Genomic DNA, 15,950 nt, shown 5'->3' on the forward strand with positions numbered 1-15,950 from the left:
ACCGGGCGCCGCGTGCGAAGCAAACAAGCGATACGGAGTGAGTTATGGCTGGTCATTCCAAATGGGCCAACATCAAGCACCGCAAGGAACGTCAGGACGCCAAGAAGGGCAAGATCTTCACCAAGCTCATTCGTGAGCTGACCGTTGCTGCCAAGCAGGGCGGCGGGGTGCCGGCGGACAATCCGCGCCTGCGCCTGGCTGTGGACAAGGCGCTGACTGCCAACATGACCCGCGACACCATCGACCGTGCCATCCAGCGCGGCGTGGGTTCCAGCGAAGCGGACAACATGGCTGAGCTGACCTACGAAGGTTACGCGCCCAGCGGCGTGGCGATCATCGTCGAGGCCATGACCGACAATCGCAACCGCACCGCGGCCGAAGTGCGCCATGCCTTCAGCAAGTGTGGCGGCAACCTGGGTACCGATGGTTCGGTGGCCTACATGTTCGAGCGCAAGGGGCAGATCAGCTATGCGCCGGGCGTGAACGAAGAGGCCCTGATGGATGCCGCGCTGGAAGCCGGCGCCGACGATGTAGTGGTCAACGACGACGGTTCCATCGACGTCTTCACCACCTTCGCCGATTTCATCTCGGTCAACGAAGCACTGACCGAAGCGGGCTTCAAGGGCGAGGACGCGGAGATCACCATGATCCCGTCGACCGTGGCGACCCTGGACCTGGACACCGCGCAGAAGGTCCTCAAGCTGATCGACATGCTGGAAGACCTGGACGACGTGCAGAACGTCTACTCGAATGCGGACATCCCGGACGAGGTAATGGCCCAGTTGGGCTGATCCCACCACCGGCGATGTGCTGAAGCCGGAAGCGGGAGTGGTCGTCAGCGGCGCCTCCCGCTTCCGGTTTTTGTTATCTGAAATGCGCGTTGCAGACTAGGTGTGATCGAACGGACATGACCCTGATTCTCGGCATCGACCCAGGTTCACGGATTACCGGCTTCGGCGTGGTGCGCGACACCGGCCGTGGTTGTGAATACGTGGCCTCGGGCTGCATCCGTACCGGCAATGGCGAGCTATTCGAGCGCCTGCAGATCGTCTTCCGTGGTGTGCGCGAGGTCATCCAGACCTACCAACCGACCATGATGGGCATCGAGCAGGTGTTCATGGCGCGTAACGCCGATTCGGCGCTGAAGCTGGGGCAGGCGCGCGGCGCGGCCATAGTCGCGGCGGCGGAAGAGGGATTGCAGATCGCCGAGTACACCGCCAGCCAGGTCAAGCAGGCGATTGCCGGCACCGGTGGTGCGGACAAGCAGCAGGTGCAGATGATGGTCATGCACCTGCTCAAACTGGTGCAGAAGCCGCAGATCGACGCCTCCGACGCCCTGGCCATCGCCCTGTGCCACGCGCACACCCGGCAAAGCCTGGTGCCGCATGGTCTGATGGGCGCCCGCCGTCGCGGCGGACGTCTGCGCCTGTGATATCCGGAAAAACTTTGAGCAAGGACAAACACCCGTGATTGGACGCCTGCGTGGCACCCTGGCGGAAAAGCAGCCGCCGCACCTGATCGTCGATGTGAACGGCGTGGGCTACGAGCTGGAAGTGCCGATGACCACCCTGTACCGCCTGCCGAGCCTGGGCGAGCCGGTGACCCTGCACACCCATCTGGTGGTGCGCGAGGATGCCCACCTGCTCTACGGCTTCGCCGAGAAGCGCGAGCGCGAGTTGTTCCGCGAGCTGATCCGCCTCAACGGCGTGGGGCCGAAGCTGGCGCTGGCGCTGATGTCGGGGCTGGAGGTCGATGAACTGGTGCGCTGCGTGCAGGCGCAGGATACTTCGATCCTGGTGAAGATTCCGGGCGTCGGCAAGAAAACTGCCGAGCGCCTGCTGGTGGAGCTGAAGGATCGCTTCAAGGCGTGGGAGAATATTCCTTCCATCGCGCCGCTGGTGGTGGAACCCATGCGGGTTGCCGCAGTCTCAAGCGCCGAGTCCGATGCGGTCAGTGCGCTGATCGCCCTGGGTTTCAAACCTCAGGAGGCGAGCCGCGCCGTGGCCGCCGTGCAGGAGGAAGGCTTGTCCAGCGAAGAACTCATCCGCCGTTCCCTCAAGGGCATGGTCTAGGTAGATATTGATGATCGAAGCCGATCGCCTGATTTCCTCAGCCTCCAGTCGCGACCGCGAAGAGCAGTTCGACCGCGCCATCCGCCCGCTCAAGCTGGCGGACTATGTCGGTCAGCCTGTGGTGCGCGAGCAGATGGAGCTGTTCATCCAGGCGGCCCGCGGGCGTCAGGAAGCGCTGGATCACACGCTGATCTTCGGCCCGCCCGGCCTGGGCAAGACCACCCTGGCGAACATCATCGCCCAGGAGATGGGGGTTTCGATCAAGAGCACCTCCGGCCCGGTGCTGGAACGCCCTGGCGACCTGGCGGCGATCCTGACCAACCTCGAGCCCAACGACGTGCTGTTCGTGGACGAGATCCATCGCCTGTCGCCCATCGTCGAGGAAGTGCTGTACCCGGCCATGGAAGACTTCCAGCTGGACATCATGATCGGCGAGGGCCCGGCCGCGCGCTCGATCAAGCTCGACCTGCCGCCCTTCACCCTGGTCGGCGCGACGACTCGCGCCGGCATGCTGACCAATCCGCTGCGTGACCGCTTCGGTATCGTGCAGCGTCTTGAGTTCTACGGCGTGGATGATCTGACCACCATCGTCGCCCGCTCTGCGGGCATCCTGGGGCTGGAGATCGAAATTGCCGGGGCCTACGAAATTGCCCGTCGGGCGCGCGGCACGCCGCGGATCGCCAACCGATTGCTGCGCCGTGTGCGGGATTTCGCCGAGGTGCGTGGCACCGGGCACATCAGCCGCGACATCGCCGACAAGGCGCTGAACCTGCTGGACGTGGACGAAAGGGGCTTCGATCACCAGGATCGCCGCCTGTTGCTGACCATGATCGACAAGTTCGACGGTGGGCCGGTGGGTGTCGACAACCTGGCAGCAGCCATCAGTGAAGAAAGACACACGATTGAAGATGTGCTGGAGCCCTATCTGATCCAGCAAGGCTATATCATGCGCACACCGCGCGGCCGTGTAGTGACCCGGCATGCGTACCTGCATTTCGGCCTGAATGTGCCGAAGCGGATGGGGGAGGGGGCGACGCCGGATCTGTTCGCCCCTGAAGATGGTAATTAATTGCATTTGTAGGCGATTGCCGATTGGCAAAGCCAGGACTTGGTTTTAGAGTATGCGCGCGCAACACGGGGGTCAGCCGTTCCAGCAGCGGTATCGGGTCTATTACGAGGACACCGATGCCGGCGGCATCGTCTACTACGTCAACTACCTCAAGTTCATGGAGCGGGCTCGTACCGAGCGGCTGCGTGATCTGGGCTTTGCCCAGTCGCAGCTGGCGGGGGAGAACCTGCTTTTCGTCGTTCATTCGGCCGAGGCGCGCTATCACGCGCCTGCCCGTCTGGACGACGAGCTGCTCGTCAGCGCCGAAGTGGAGGAGTTGAACCGTGCGAGCCTGAAGTTTCGTCAACAGGTTCGACGGGCGTCGGATTCGACCTTGCTCTGCGAGGGGCGATTCCTGGTGGCGTGCGTGCGGGCGGACACCCTGAAACCCCGCGCTATCCCAGATGTGTTGCGTGCGGCATTTGCCGGCAGTCCGGACACCCTTTCAGCAGGAGATTAACGTGGAACCGAACGTCGTCGACCATACTTCCATGTGGAGCTTGATCAGTAACGCCAGCGTCGTGGTACAGCTGGTGATGCTGACCCTGGTGGCCGCATCGGTCACTTCCTGGATCATGATTTTCCAGCGCAGCAACATGATGCGCTCGGCGAAGAAGGCCCTGGATACTTTCGAAGAGCGCTTCTGGTCGGGCATCGACCTGTCCAAGCTCTATCGTCAGGCGGGCAGCAACCCCGATCCGGATTCGGGGGTCGAGCAGATCTTCCGTGCCGGCTTCAAGGAATTCTCCCGTCTGCGCCAGCAGGCCGGCGTTGACCCGGATGCAGTGATGGAAGGCGTTTCCCGCGCCATGCGCGTCGCTATTTCCCGTGAGGAAGAGAAGCTGGAAACCAGCCTGCCGTTCCTTGCTACCGTCGGTTCCACCAGCCCGTACATCGGTCTGTTCGGCACCGTGTGGGGCATCATGAACTCCTTCCGTGGCCTGGCCACCGTGCAGCAGGCCACCCTCGCCACCGTGGCGCCGGGTATCGCCGAAGCGCTCATCGCCACCGCCATTGGCCTGTTCGCGGCCATCCCCGCGGTCATCGCCTACAACCGTTTCGCCGCTCGCTCGGAAATGCTCATCGGCCGCTACTACACCTTTGCCGACGAGTTCCAGGCCATCCTGCACCGCAAAGTGCACACCAGCGACGATTGAAGACGACCAAGAGGTAAGCCGTCATGGCAAGAGTTCGTCACAAGCGCAAGCCGGTCGCGGAAATGAACGTGGTGCCCTACATCGACGTGATGTTGGTACTGCTGGTCATTTTCATGGTGACCGCGCCCATGCTCAACCAGGGGGTCAAGGTCGACTTGCCCAAGGTTTCCAGCGAAGCGCTGCCGCAGGATAACGATTCCCGCGTGCTCACCATCTCCATCAAGGCCGACAAGACCTACTACTGGAACATGGGCTCGGAAGTGGACCCGGATCAGGGCAAGGGCAGCCAGACTGCCGTGGACCTCGATCAGTTGGTCAACGCTGCCACCGGCATCATGGCCGAGAACAGCCGCCAGGGTAAGAAAGTCCAGGTCTTCGTCCGTGGGGACAAGGCAGTCGACTATGGCTCGGTCATGGCCGTCATGGGCGGTCTGCAGAAAGCCGGAGTCGGCAACGTCGGTCTGATTACCGAGGCACCAGGTAGTTGATGCACCAGCTCGAGCGCTCTCAATCGGAAGGCTACTTCTGGCCAACGGTCCTGGCCGTGGCCCTGCATGTGCTGATTTTTGCCATGTTGTTCGTCAGCTGGGCCAGTACGCCTGAACTGCCGCCTTCGCGGCCGATCGTCCAGGCTACGCTGTACCAGCTGAAGTCCAAGAGCCAGGCGACCCAGCAGACCAACCAGAAGATTGCCGGCGAGGCGAAGAAAACCTCGGCCAAGCAATACGAGCAGGAGCAGCTCGAGCAGAAGAAGGCTGAGCAGCAGGCATTGGCTGCTGCGAAAGCCGAGGAACAAAAGAAGGCCGACGCGGCTCAAAAGGCTGCAGATGCAGCTCAGAAGGCCGCCGATGCCAAGAAGGCCGACGACGCCAAGAAGGTTGCCGATGCTGCCGCCGCCGCGAAGAAAGCGGCTGAAGCCAAGGCTGCCGAGCAGAAACAGCAGGCGGATATAGCCAAGAAGAAAGCCGAGGAGGAGGCCAAGAAAGAGGCCGCTGACGAGGCGAAGAAGAAAGCTGCCGAGGAGGCCAAGAAGAAGGCCGCCGAGGACGCGAAGAAAAAAGCCGCCGCGGATGAAGCCAAGAAGAAGGCTGCCGCGGTCGAGGCTGCGAAGAAGAAGGCTGCTGCCGCAGCCGCTGCCGCAGCTCGCAAGGCGACGGAAGACAAGAAGGCCCAGGCTCTGGCCGAACTGCTGTCGGATGACACGCAGCGGCAGCAGGCCCTGGCCGACGAGCAAGGTAATGAGGTGGCGGGCAACTTTGACGATCTGATCGTCAGCCTGGTGAGCCAGCAGTGGAGCCGTCCTCCTTCAGCTCGTAACGGAATGAGCGTAGAAGTGCTGATTCAGATGCTGCCGAGCGGTGCCATTACCAATGTGAGTGTGACTCGCTCCAGTGGTGACAAGCCGTTCGACGATTCGGCGGTGGCGGCGGTCAAAAACGTTGGCCGTATTCCCGAACTGCAAAATCTGGATCGCGCCACTTTCGATAGCCTGTATCGTCAGCGCCGAATGGTCTTCAAACCGGAGGATTTAGATCTGTGAGTACCCTGATTCGCTTCGCGCTCTTCGCCCTGGCCCTGGTGGCAGGCGCAGCGCAGGCCGCCGACCCGCTGGTGATCTCCAGCGGTCGTGACTCGGCTGTCCCGATCGCCGTGGTTCCGTTCGGCTGGCAGGGCGGCAATGTGCTGCCCGAAGACATGTCGAACATCATCGGCAACGACCTGCGCAATTCCGGTTACTTCGAGCCGATCCCGCGCCAGAACATGATCAGCCAGCCGGCCCAGGCCAGCGAAGTGATCTACCGTGACTGGCAGGCCCTCGGCGCGCAGTACGTGCTGGTCGGCAGCATCGTGCCCAACGGTGGCCGCCTGCAGATCCAGTACGCCCTGCTCAACGTGGCGACCCAGCAGCAGGTCCTGACCGGCAGCGTTGGCGGCACTACCGACCAGCTGCGCGACATGTCGCACTACATCGCCGACCAGTCGTTCGAGAAGCTCACCGGCATCAAGGGTGCGTTCTCCACCCGGCTGCTCTACGTGACTGCCGAGCGCTTCTCGGTGGACAACACCCGCTACACCCTGCAGCGCTCCGACTATGACGGCGCTCGCCCGGTGACCCTGCTGCAATCGCGCGAGCCGATCCTTTCGCCGCGCTTCTCGCCCGATGGTCGCCGTATCGCCTACGTGTCCTTCGAGCAGAAGCGTCCGCGCATCTTCATGCAGTACGTCGACACTGGCCGCCGCGAGCAGATCTCCAACTTCGAAGGCCTCAACGGCGCCCCGGCCTTCTCGCCGGACGGCAACCGCCTGGCCTTCGTGCTGTCGCGCGACGGCAACCCGGAGATCTACGTGATGGACCTGGGCAGCCGCCAGCTGCGTCGCCTGACCAACAACTCGGCGATCGACACCGAACCCTTCTGGGGTGCGGACGGCTCGACCCTGTACTTCACCTCGGACCGTGGCGGCAAACCGCAGATCTACAAGATGAACGTGAACTCGGGCGCTACCGACCGCGTGACCTTCATCGGCAACTACAACGCCAACCCGAAACTCTCGGCGGATGAGAAGACCCTGGTGATGGTTCACCGCCAGGACGGTTTCACCAACTTCCAGATCGCAGCGCAGGACCTTCAGCGCGGTAATCTCCGGGTACTTTCCAACACCAATCTGGACGATTCGCCCACTGTTGCGCCAAATGGCACGATGCTAATATACGCCACCCGCCAGCAGGACCGGGGCGTGTTGATGCTCGTGAGCATCAACGGACGTGTTCGGTTACCGCTACCCACCGCTCAAGGCGACGTGCGCGAGCCTTCCTGGTCCCCTTACCTGAACTGACGGTTGCCAACTGTTTCAAACTTATACACTGGGGTTCATTAGGAGTTACATGATGGAAATGCTGAAATTCGGCAAATTTGCCGTTATCGCCCTCGCCATGGCCGTAGCCGTTGGTTGCTCGTCCAAGAAAGGCGATGCAACTGGTGAAGGCGCCAATGGCGGCGTTGACCCGAACGCTGGCTACGGCGCCAACAGCGGTGCCGTTGACGGCTCCCTGAGCGACGAAGCCGCTCTGCGCGCTATCACCACCTTCTACTTCGAGTACGACAGCTCCGACCTGAAGCCGGAAGCCATGCGTGCCCTGGACGTACACGCCAAGGACCTGAAAGGTTCCGGCCAGCGCGTAGTCCTGGAAGGTCACACTGACGAGCGCGGCACCCGCGAGTACAACATGGCTCTGGGCGAGCGTCGTGCCAAGGCCGTTCAGCGCTACCTGGTACTGCAGGGCGTTTCCCCGGCTCAGCTGGAACTGGTTTCCTACGGCAAAGAGCGTCCGGTTGCCACTGGCCACGACGAGCAGTCCTGGGCCCAGAACCGTCGCGTTGAGCTGAAGAAGTAAGACGTGATGCCGATGCGCCTGCGTTTTCTGACCTTGATCGCATGCGGACTGCCCCTCATGGCGGCAGCCGCGGTTCCGGTACAGGACGGCAATGGTGGCTATGCCAGCACGCCGCCCTCGGGTTATGGCACCGCAGGCGCTGATGGCGCCTACGCCGGAGGCGGGATGACAACTCCCGTCTCCGGTCAGGCTCAGCTGTTCATGCAGCTGCAGCAGATGCAGGACGAAATGTCCCGCCTGCGCGGCATGCTCGAAGAGCAGCAGAACCAGATCCAGCAAATGAAGCAGGAGAACCAGGAGCGCTTCCAGGACATCGACAGCCGCCTTTCCAGCGGTGCAGGTGCAGGAGCGGCCGGTGCTGCTGTTCAACAGAATTCCCCCGCTGCCGGCGCCAGTGCCGGAGCTGCCGCCGGAGCTGCCGCCGGAGCAGGTGTTGCCGCCGCCCAGCAACAGCAGCCCGCCGCCAGCAGCGAGCCGGGTGACCCGGCAAAAGAGAAGCTCTACTACGACGCTGCCTTCGACTTGATCAAGGCCAAGGACTTCGACAAGGCCAGCCAGGCCTTTGGTGCCTTCCTGCGCAAATACCCGAACAGCCAGTACGCGGGTAACGCGCAATATTGGCTGGGTGAAGTGAACCTCGCGAAAGGCGACCTGCAGGGCGCCGGCCAGGCTTTCGCCCGCGTCAGCCAAGCCTACCCGAGCAGCGCCAAGGTGCCGGACTCGCTGTACAAGCTCGCCGATGTCGAGCGCCGCCTGGGTAACAATGACAAGGCTCGCGGTATCCTGCAGCAGGTGGTCGCGCAGTATCCGGGCACTTCCGCTGCCCAGCTGTCCCAGCGTGATCTGAAGAACCTGAAGTAGGCTTCCTATCTCGCAGTCTGAAAACCCGCGCCCGTCGCGGGTTTTTTCGTTAGAATTCCCGCCCCCGGAAAAGCCAGTGGTTTCAGCTGCGCTGATGTCTGCTGTGTTCCGGGATTGCCGGGCGCCTCTCCAGTGCGCCCACGACTCCAACGCAACGGAGGCGGATGGCCTGTATAGCCGTCACGCCCGTGGCTGATATGCAACAGACCCTGCGCATTACCGAGATTTTCTACTCGTTGCAGGGGGAAACGCGCACCGCCGGCTTGCCGACCGTGTTCGTACGCCTGACTGGCTGCCCCCTGCGCTGCAACTACTGCGATACCGCCTATGCCTTCAGTGGCGGCGAAATCCAGAGCCTCGACGCCATCCTCGACCAGGTTGCCCGGTATCGCCCGCGCTACGTCTGTGTGACTGGCGGCGAGCCGCTGGCGCAGCCCAACTGTATCCCGCTGCTCGAACGGCTGTGCCATGCCGGCTACGAAGTATCGCTGGAAACCAGCGGCGCGCTGGACATCTCGGCCACCGACCGCCGCGTCAGCCGTATCCTCGACCTGAAGACCCCCGGCTCTGGCGAAGTGGCGCGCAATCGTTACGAGAACATCGGCGAGTTGACGCTCAACGATCAGGTCAAGTTCGTCATCTGTTCCCGCGAGGACTATGACTGGGCGGTGTCCAAGCTGATCGAGTACCGCCTGGAGGAGCGCGCCGGCGAGGTTCTGTTCTCGCCCAGCCACCGCCAGGTGGACGCGCGCGCGCTGGCCGACTGGATCGTCAGCGACAACCTGCCGGTCCGCCTGCAGCTGCAATTGCACAAGATTCTCTGGAACGATGAGCCGGGCCACTGAGCGCGGAGGAGCCCCTGTTTATGTCCGACAAGAACGCTACGAACGACAAGAAAGCCGTAATCCTGCTCTCCGGTGGCCTGGATTCCGCGACGGTGGTTGCCATGGCCAAGGCCGAGGGCTACGCCTGCTACAGCATGAGCTTCGACTACGGCCAGCGTCACCGCGCCGAGTTGCAGGCAGCCGAGCGCGTCGCCCACCAATTGGGTGTGGTCGAGCACAAGGTGATCGGCCTCGACCTGAATGGTATCGGCGGCTCCGCGCTGACCGACAGCAGCATCGATGTTCCCCAAGCCCCCAGTGAAGGCATTCCGGTGACCTATGTGCCGGCGCGCAATACCGTGTTCCTTTCTCTGGCGCTGGGTTGGGCGGAAGTGCTGGGCGCACGGGACATTTTCATCGGCGTGAACGCCGTGGATTATTCCGGCTACCCGGATTGTCGCCCGGAGTTCGTCGAGGCCTTCGAGCGTATGGCGAACCTGGCGACCAAGGCAGGAGTGGAGGGCGACGGCTTTCGTATCCAGGCGCCGCTGCAGTTCCTTTCCAAGGCGCAGATCATCGAGGCAGGCGTCGCTCGGGGCGTCGATTACGGCCTCACCGTTTCCTGCTATCAGGCTGATGATGAGGGGCGTGCTTGCCGCAAATGTGACAGCTGCCGACTGCGCTCCGAGGGCTTTTCCGCCGCTGGAATTTCCGACCCTACGCGATATTTCTGAAAAAAGTTTTCTCGGGGTGTTGTTTTTACGTTAGAAATCAGTATTATACGCACCACGTCGGGTCGTTAGCTCAGTCGGTAGAGCAGTTGGCTTTTAACCAATTGGTCGTAGGTTCGAATCCTACACGACCCACCATTTTCACAGCGGGTGTGCGGTACTAGGAAGGGGGGCTTGCCAGCCAGATTTCTAGTCTTGCAGCCGTCTGGAGCGAACCTTAGGCTCGCTCCCTTGTGATGTCAATATGAAATAGCCCGCCTTCCAAGGCGGGCTTTTTCGTTTCTGGGCCAGTGAAATCAGCTATTTGGACGTAAGGCAGCGCCGCCGGTGCGACAATGCCGCAGGCGGTCTAGCTGGGTGAAATCCGCGCAGCCAGAGGCCTGGCGCCAGAATTCAAGCACCAGGAGCTGCGTCAGATTTTCCTTTGAGGATGTCGCGATTGGATACCGGTGATGGCGCTTTGCCATTCGTCGGTTCGTTGCGCTATGGCGAGGCTCTTGCCGCGAATCTCGTAGAGCCTCCTCCTGAACCAGCTCGAGAATAGGGCGTTGGTGCAGCACTCGACAGGATGGTGAAGAGCAAGCTGGGTGCGAACAGGTCCTCGGGTGGTAAGGATGGTTCCGTGCCGGCCCGGTCGAACTGCAACTGCAGTAGCGCTGACGCCAACTCTTGTGTCGCCGGGTCCATCGGTGCTCTGCGGTCTTGATCGCCCTGTTCAATTCGGAGCTGCTCCATCAAAGACAGCTCTCGCACCTGGTGCTTGCTTGCGGTCGGTGCGCCTGTTTCGTCGGCGTGACGAACCAGTTGAAGAGCGCCTTGGTGCAGGCTTCGCTCGTGTAGAACCTCTCGCATGTGGTCGTAGTCGGCCTCGATGTAGCTCATCGTCGTGGCGATGTTGGAGTGGTTCAGCAGGCTTTTCGTAAGGTGAATGTTCCTTTCTGGCTGCTTCATCAGGTCGGTGGCCAGCGTGTGCCTGAATCGGTGAGGCGTCATCCTGACACCGAGCTTGTCGATCAGCTTTTTGTACATCGCTTCGACCTGGTCGGAGTTCATCTCAGCGCGTTTGTAATGCGGGGAGAATCGGTTGACGTTGAACAGCTGATCCTTCGGCGTGAAGCCAAGGCGCTCGGCCTCGAGCACCAGTCGGCGAATGTGGGGCGCCAGGCCTTCGACAATCGGGACTCGGAATTCGCGATGCGTTTTCTCGGTTTCGCCTCGCACCAAGATCAACTGGTTGCCCCAATCTATGTCCTGCAGGCGTAGGCAGAGGAGGGCGTTCAGGCGGATCCCGGTGTAGTAGAACATCTCGAAGGTGGCTAGCCAGAACCAAGCCGGCGTGATTCGGCTGCGCTCTCCAGTGCAGAGCTCTTCATCCGCAAGAGACATGAGCCAGCGTCGGGCTCGGTGAATCGCCTCGCCGGCGACGATCTTGCTGGGACGCTTCGGTGCCACGACAGTCGTTTTCTTGAACGGATTGACCATTGCCTCCGGCAATATGCCGTGTTCGATCGCATATCCCCATATGGTGCGCAGATGGTTGGAGTATGTGTTCCAACTGCGCTTGGATAGGCCGCCATCGATGACTTTATTGCGCCAAGCCAGAATCTGCCGACGCTCGATGCCAGTGACGTCTATCTCAGGACCGAAGAATCTTTCCAACGCCTTCATGGCTGCCTTGTAGATCTTCGCGCTCGCGTCTCGTAGGTCGTGATCGTGGATGTATTCCTCGACCAGCTCGATAGGCTTCATTGCGTGGCCCCCTCCGCTTGAAGGGCCAGGCTCGGGTTGTCGAACGGGACCTCATTGAACACTGCATGCGGGTCCCGGAGCAGGTAACCGCGCAGTTGCTTGGACTTGCGTGGGCCGACTACATCGAAGGTCCAGATGTTCAGGCTTTTCGCGGTCTTGCGGTGCAGCTTTTCTTTCTCAAATGCTCGTTGGACCAACTGCCAGGATTTCACTCCTTGCGCTGTGGCCTGTTTTTCCAGATCTGGGTGCTCAAGCACGTATCGCTTGAAAATACCTGGCGTGACGAGCATTGCAGTGCCGTCAGCCGTGTGAACAAGGGCCTTGGCATCGTTGATGATGATTCGGTGGGAAGCGATCCCTGCTTTCAGCCAGGCAACGAATCCCTCTCCCAGTGAATGGCTACTGGTAGGCATCGCGGTCATATCTTCTGGTGCAGGAGACCCAACTGGGATCTCGGAAGAGTCTTGAGCCTGCTCCTGGTCATCCGTTGGCGTGGTAGGAGCGGCCGTTTGGCCGGGGCTATTGTCTAGCTCTTCTGATGGCGTGGTGATATTACCAAATAGTGACAATAATTCGTCCACTTCGGATGGACGGATATTTGACGCATCGTTGGGAGCCGGCTGTACCGTTTTTCTACGGGGTGCCGGCGTAGGGGATTGCTCGCCAGTTTCATCGCCTTCGGCAGTAGGCTGGACAGGTTCGTCTGGGATCCTGCAGGTAGTTTCCTCCGCGGTAGCGGAGCTGCTGTCCTCGTGTTCAAGGGCGAGGCTTCCCACGTAGGGCTCTGGCCGTTCTTTTGCGTCTGGCCAGATCAAGGCGGGCGCGATCTTCAGCATCGTGAAGGTGTTCTTCCAGCCACGCCCGTTGTCGACGGTAGCCTTCCAGATGGCCTTGTCCTGGGAGTTTGTCTGAATGACAGCCTGGTCCTGGAGCATGTTGAAGAACGGGGCATTCGAACTGGGGATGCCCTCGATGCCCTGGGACAGAAGATAAGCTCGAAGCTGATCAGCCGCTGGTTTGCTGACGAGCCACAACGCATCCTGGGCCAGCCAGCCATCGGCAGGGCCATCAGGGTGGTTCAGCTTGAATTTCTCACGCACCAGGTAGCGCAGTCCTTCAGCCAGTTGCCGCTGAAGTGACTGTTTGGGCGCTGCCAGCGCGCGGTCGGGATTGCCGCCAAGTTCCTGGGCGACGGAGGCTGAGTCAGCCTTCACGACGATCTCTCCCAGGATGCCGGCATTCTCATACTGGCCTGCGAGCAGGTAGATCAGTGGCTTCCAAAGTTCCGGAAATCCGCTGAGCCAGTCCAGGATGCCCTTGTCGAGGATCTGTGCGTAGATGAGCGCTGAGGCAGCTCCGTGCAGTTGGTACTCACGACCTTTCACATAGCGGAAACGGTAGGGCTTGGTGATCGGGCCGTGCCACGGGTGCCATGTCCCGCCGCCCTGCAGTTCGACGACCACGTCGACGGCGATCTTCCCGAGGTCGTGGATCAATGCACCGTAGGCCGCTGCTGCAGACCAGGCTTCTGCTTGAGCTGACTGCGATTCCGGCGGAGCCCCGATCGGGAGGAGGTAGGTCTGCCTGATCTTGAGGGCGTATGCGACGATCTCCAGGCCGTGATCCAGTAGGCCTCCCAGATGGGCGTGGTGATGGTTCTCCGAGGCAGGGAGCAGCTGGACCAGCTCGGCGAAGCGCTCGAGCGGTTGTCGGTAGAGGGCGTCGTACTGCTGACGTGACAGCGAAGCGCGGCGCCAGATGTTCTCCAGGAGCTGCTGCCGGCGAGGCAGGCTCAAGAGGTCAGAGGCGCGCGCGGGTAAGTGGAAGCCTTGCGGAGAGGCTTCTGAAGGTGGCTCAGCGGTGTTTGGCTTCCGGCTGAACCAGGCGAGGAGGGACATGTGGGGCTCCAGGGCGTGTGCATGGAGCGAGCTTTTCCGCGAAATGGCGGTGTGCCATCAATGTGAAACTGTAAACCCGTGACTGGTAGATTTCTGGGCACAATGACATCATGCTTGATGTTTGGCGCCAAGCGTGTGGCGTTTTCTGCTCTATGTTGGAGGTGAGGTATGTTGAGTTGCCGTTATTCCATTGCTAGTACCTCTGAAAATCTTCGGACTTTATGTGATGTAATTAGAGATAAGAGCTGCAATAGAGTTGTTCTTTTCGCTACGGTCGAAACCGACCCCTCATCTGAAAGCGACATAAATCTTCCACTTGTTGCGGCTGTCGCTGAATATTCGCTTCCAATTGTTAAGTCAATTTTCTTTGTGTTCGATGGTGAGTTCTTGACAGCGGCTAGATATCCTAGATTCAGTGAGGTTCAGGATCTTATGGATATTGCGCAAGAGTCTGGGAAGGTATTGTACTGTGAGTCAAGAGTTCCTCTCACAGCTGGAATGGAGGCGTCTCAGGCGGCGGAAGTACTTCTGAGTGCTGGGCCGGTTCTACCTTTTAGTGCAGAGAGCCGTCCCAAATATTTCAAGTTGCTTAGCTGGCTTTCTGAAGAGCAATATGAAGAGAGTGCTCGGTTCCACGATTAGGTTTCAGGGCGCCCTTCCCGCACGAAGGGCGCCCTTTCGGGTAGGGCTTTTACCCTTCTGAACCATTCCATTATCCATTCCAACCCATTTCCCCTTTGGGCCATTTAGCTTGCGGGAACCTGCTGCAGGTGCCTTTCAACCTCCATGGCATCGTGGAGAATACGGACGATCTCGACGACCTGGTCGTTGCCGAGCCTATAGAAGACGACATGCCGTGGCCTATCTACGCGGCCGCTCTGCGACTCGGAGCGGCAATAGAGTAGGTGCAAGCTGCGCAGGCCTGCTGCCAGTTGTTCGCGATCTAGACTCCCGATCCTTTCGGGCTCTACTGCAACTGACACGAAGGCCGCCCTTAGCAGCCCCTGGTAACGACGGCGCGCGCCCTCACCAAACCTCACTTGGGTGAAGCGCAGGATATCGATGAGGTCAGCCTCTGCATCGAGGGACAGACGGAATTTGGCAACGCTCACTGCTTGCGGCCCGCCAACTGGCCCAACCTTTCGAGGTAATCCTCAAGTTGTGCTTCCGAATCTATCTCGACGTACTGACCAGTCTCGAGCTGCATGATGCCGCTCGATGTTGCATTGCGGAGAGCAACGAGCTTGGCTGACTCTTCTGCCTCGCGCTCGAGGAGCAGACGTAAGCCGGCGCGAACGACTTCGCTGAAATTCTGGTACCGACCTTCGCTCACGAGGTCATCGATGGATTTCTCCATGGGCTGTGGCAGGACGACGTTGTGCGTGGCCATGGTTGTCTCCGGGAATGAAAAGATGGGTATGGCGTTTTATGCCATGACGCTTGCGAAAATGCAAAATTCGGCGTATATCTGATATCACGGTGCCTTCCCGAGGGCGAGGAGAACGACCATGACTGCAGTGACCAAAGGATTTGCTAGCCGCCTTGGCTTCGGTGCTGGACGCGCTCTGCGTTTCTTCATGCACGATCGCAACGTCGTTCTTCGCTGGGTAAAGAGGGCGTTCCTTGGGGCGGCCCTGCTGCTGGTTCTAGTCAAGGCTTTCAGCTGGCTTCTCGGTTCCCTTCTTACTGTCGGCTGCCTCGGGCTTGCAGTGTTCGCCCTTGTCAAAGGCGATGGCGGCCTCTTGCCTCGCCAAGCTGGATTAGGGTGGCGTTATGGTCCCCAAGGGTATGGGTACTACGATATTTACGGCAATTGCCACCCATTTGGTAGTGATGATGAGTAACTGGCCTCTAAGTCTATCTCGAAGCCAGTTCTCTTTTATTTTCGTTTAAATAGCCCCCTCAATTCGTGATCCTGCTTTCGCACCAGCACCCTTCACATCTTTGGTGCCATCGGAAAGCCCCTTCACAGCTTCGGACGCTTTAATTCCAGCCCATCCTAATGCTGCCATCCAAAATACAGGCAGTATGATGAACATTGAACCCATCACGAAATTCAAGAGTAACCGGCCAGCAAACACACCTTTCTGACCCCACCGCCAAAGGCGATGGTGTCCACCTATTTAAGTGGACACCACTTCTAGCCTTTTAAGAGG

18 protein-coding genes and 1 tRNA gene are annotated in these 15,950 nt (G+C 60.3%); 15 read left to right on the top strand and 4 right to left on the bottom strand.

The genetic code is table 11. The features are described from left to right. Window positions 1-44 precede the first annotated feature (44 nt). The 14 genes from A6723_RS14770 (at window position 45) to A6723_RS14835 (ending at window position 10,285) form a co-directional block, all read left to right on the top strand. On the top strand, window positions 45-791 hold the full coding sequence (locus A6723_RS14770) for a YebC/PmpR family DNA-binding transcriptional regulator (protein ID WP_024763364.1): 747 nt from the start codon (window positions 45-47) through the stop codon (window positions 789-791). Window positions 792-907: 116 nt separating this feature from the next. Next, the gene (ruvC, locus tag A6723_RS14775; RefSeq protein WP_024763365.1) at window positions 908-1,432 is read left to right on the top strand and encodes a crossover junction endodeoxyribonuclease RuvC; all 525 of its coding nucleotides are present in this window, start codon (window positions 908-910) and stop codon (window positions 1,430-1,432) included. 34 nt (window positions 1,433-1,466) lie between these two features. After that, the gene (gene ruvA / locus A6723_RS14780) at window positions 1,467-2,072 is read left to right on the top strand and encodes a Holliday junction branch migration protein RuvA (protein ID WP_054911004.1); all 606 of its coding nucleotides are present in this window, start codon (window positions 1,467-1,469) and stop codon (window positions 2,070-2,072) included. Window positions 2,073-2,082: 10 nt separating this feature from the next. After that, window positions 2,083-3,141: a Holliday junction branch migration DNA helicase RuvB gene (gene ruvB, locus A6723_RS14785; RefSeq protein WP_054911003.1), complete on the top strand. Its 1,059-nt coding sequence runs from the start codon at window positions 2,083-2,085 to the stop codon at window positions 3,139-3,141. A 52-nt stretch (window positions 3,142-3,193) separates the two neighbouring features. Then, window positions 3,194-3,640, top strand: coding sequence for a tol-pal system-associated acyl-CoA thioesterase (gene ybgC, locus A6723_RS14790; protein WP_015478279.1), 447 nt, complete (start codon window positions 3,194-3,196; stop codon window positions 3,638-3,640). Window position 3,641: 1 nt separating this feature from the next. Continuing rightward, window positions 3,642-4,337, top strand: a complete 696-nt coding sequence (tolQ, locus tag A6723_RS14795) for a protein TolQ (protein WP_024763367.1) — start codon at window positions 3,642-3,644, stop codon at window positions 4,335-4,337. A 23-nt stretch (window positions 4,338-4,360) separates the two neighbouring features. Further along, window positions 4,361-4,825 carry a protein TolR gene (gene tolR / locus A6723_RS14800; RefSeq protein WP_024763368.1) on the top strand — a complete coding sequence of 155 codons (465 nt, stop codon included), beginning with the start codon at window positions 4,361-4,363 and terminating at the stop codon, window positions 4,823-4,825. Continuing rightward, window positions 4,822-5,877: a cell envelope integrity protein TolA gene (tolA, locus tag A6723_RS14805; protein WP_139092984.1), complete on the top strand. Its 1,056-nt coding sequence runs from the start codon at window positions 4,822-4,824 to the stop codon at window positions 5,875-5,877. The genes tolR and tolA overlap by 4 nt, the downstream gene beginning before the upstream one ends. Then, window positions 5,874-7,172: a Tol-Pal system beta propeller repeat protein TolB gene (tolB, locus tag A6723_RS14810; RefSeq protein WP_054911001.1), complete on the top strand. Its 1,299-nt coding sequence runs from the start codon at window positions 5,874-5,876 to the stop codon at window positions 7,170-7,172. The genes tolA and tolB overlap by 4 nt, the downstream gene beginning before the upstream one ends. A gap of 52 nt (window positions 7,173-7,224) precedes the next feature. Beyond that, window positions 7,225-7,731: a peptidoglycan-associated lipoprotein Pal gene (gene pal / locus A6723_RS14815; protein ID WP_017522099.1), complete on the top strand. Its 507-nt coding sequence runs from the start codon at window positions 7,225-7,227 to the stop codon at window positions 7,729-7,731. Between the two features lie 6 nt (window positions 7,732-7,737). Then, on the top strand, window positions 7,738-8,592 hold the full coding sequence (gene ybgF, locus A6723_RS14820) for a tol-pal system protein YbgF (RefSeq protein ID WP_054911000.1): 855 nt from the start codon (window positions 7,738-7,740) through the stop codon (window positions 8,590-8,592). A gap of 197 nt (window positions 8,593-8,789) precedes the next feature. Beyond that, a complete protein-coding gene (gene queE, locus A6723_RS14825; RefSeq protein ID WP_054910999.1) occupies window positions 8,790-9,437 on the top strand; it encodes a 7-carboxy-7-deazaguanine synthase QueE in 648 nt (215 codons plus the stop codon). A 20-nt stretch (window positions 9,438-9,457) separates the two neighbouring features. Continuing rightward, window positions 9,458-10,150, top strand: coding sequence for a 7-cyano-7-deazaguanine synthase QueC (gene queC / locus A6723_RS14830; protein ID WP_054910998.1), 693 nt, complete (start codon window positions 9,458-9,460; stop codon window positions 10,148-10,150). A gap of 59 nt (window positions 10,151-10,209) precedes the next feature. Continuing rightward, window positions 10,210-10,285 (top strand) — tRNA-Lys (locus A6723_RS14835). A 345-nt stretch (window positions 10,286-10,630) separates the two neighbouring features. On the opposite strand, the gene xerC is transcribed toward A6723_RS14835, so the two are convergent. From xerC to A6723_RS14855, 4 genes are all read right to left on the bottom strand, one after another. Next, window positions 10,631-11,896 (bottom strand): tyrosine recombinase XerC, encoded by a 1,266-nt coding sequence (gene xerC / locus A6723_RS14840; RefSeq protein WP_054909951.1) that lies wholly within the window; start codon window positions 11,894-11,896, stop codon window positions 10,631-10,633. Continuing rightward, the gene (mobH, locus tag A6723_RS14845; protein ID WP_170859275.1) at window positions 11,893-13,794 is read right to left on the bottom strand and encodes a MobH family relaxase; all 1,902 of its coding nucleotides are present in this window, start codon (window positions 13,792-13,794) and stop codon (window positions 11,893-11,895) included. The genes xerC and mobH overlap by 4 nt, the downstream gene beginning before the upstream one ends. A gap of 746 nt (window positions 13,795-14,540) precedes the next feature. Next, window positions 14,541-14,906 (bottom strand): type II toxin-antitoxin system RelE/ParE family toxin, encoded by a 366-nt coding sequence (locus A6723_RS14850; RefSeq protein WP_054909953.1) that lies wholly within the window; start codon window positions 14,904-14,906, stop codon window positions 14,541-14,543. Next, window positions 14,903-15,184, bottom strand: a complete 282-nt coding sequence (locus A6723_RS14855) for a type II toxin-antitoxin system ParD family antitoxin (protein ID WP_054909954.1) — start codon at window positions 15,182-15,184, stop codon at window positions 14,903-14,905. Before A6723_RS14855 ends, A6723_RS14850 begins: the two co-directional genes overlap by 4 nt. Window positions 15,185-15,302: 118 nt before the next feature. Between A6723_RS14855 and A6723_RS14860 the strand changes: the two genes are divergently transcribed. Continuing rightward, the gene (locus tag A6723_RS14860; RefSeq protein ID WP_054909955.1) at window positions 15,303-15,638 is read left to right on the top strand and encodes a hypothetical protein; all 336 of its coding nucleotides are present in this window, start codon (window positions 15,303-15,305) and stop codon (window positions 15,636-15,638) included. The last annotated feature ends 312 nt before the right edge of the window (window positions 15,639-15,950 follow it).

The organism is Pseudomonas sp. AU11447 (assembly GCF_001672555.2).
Classification (GTDB): Bacteria; Pseudomonadota; Gammaproteobacteria; order Pseudomonadales; family Pseudomonadaceae; genus Pseudomonas; species Pseudomonas nitroreducens.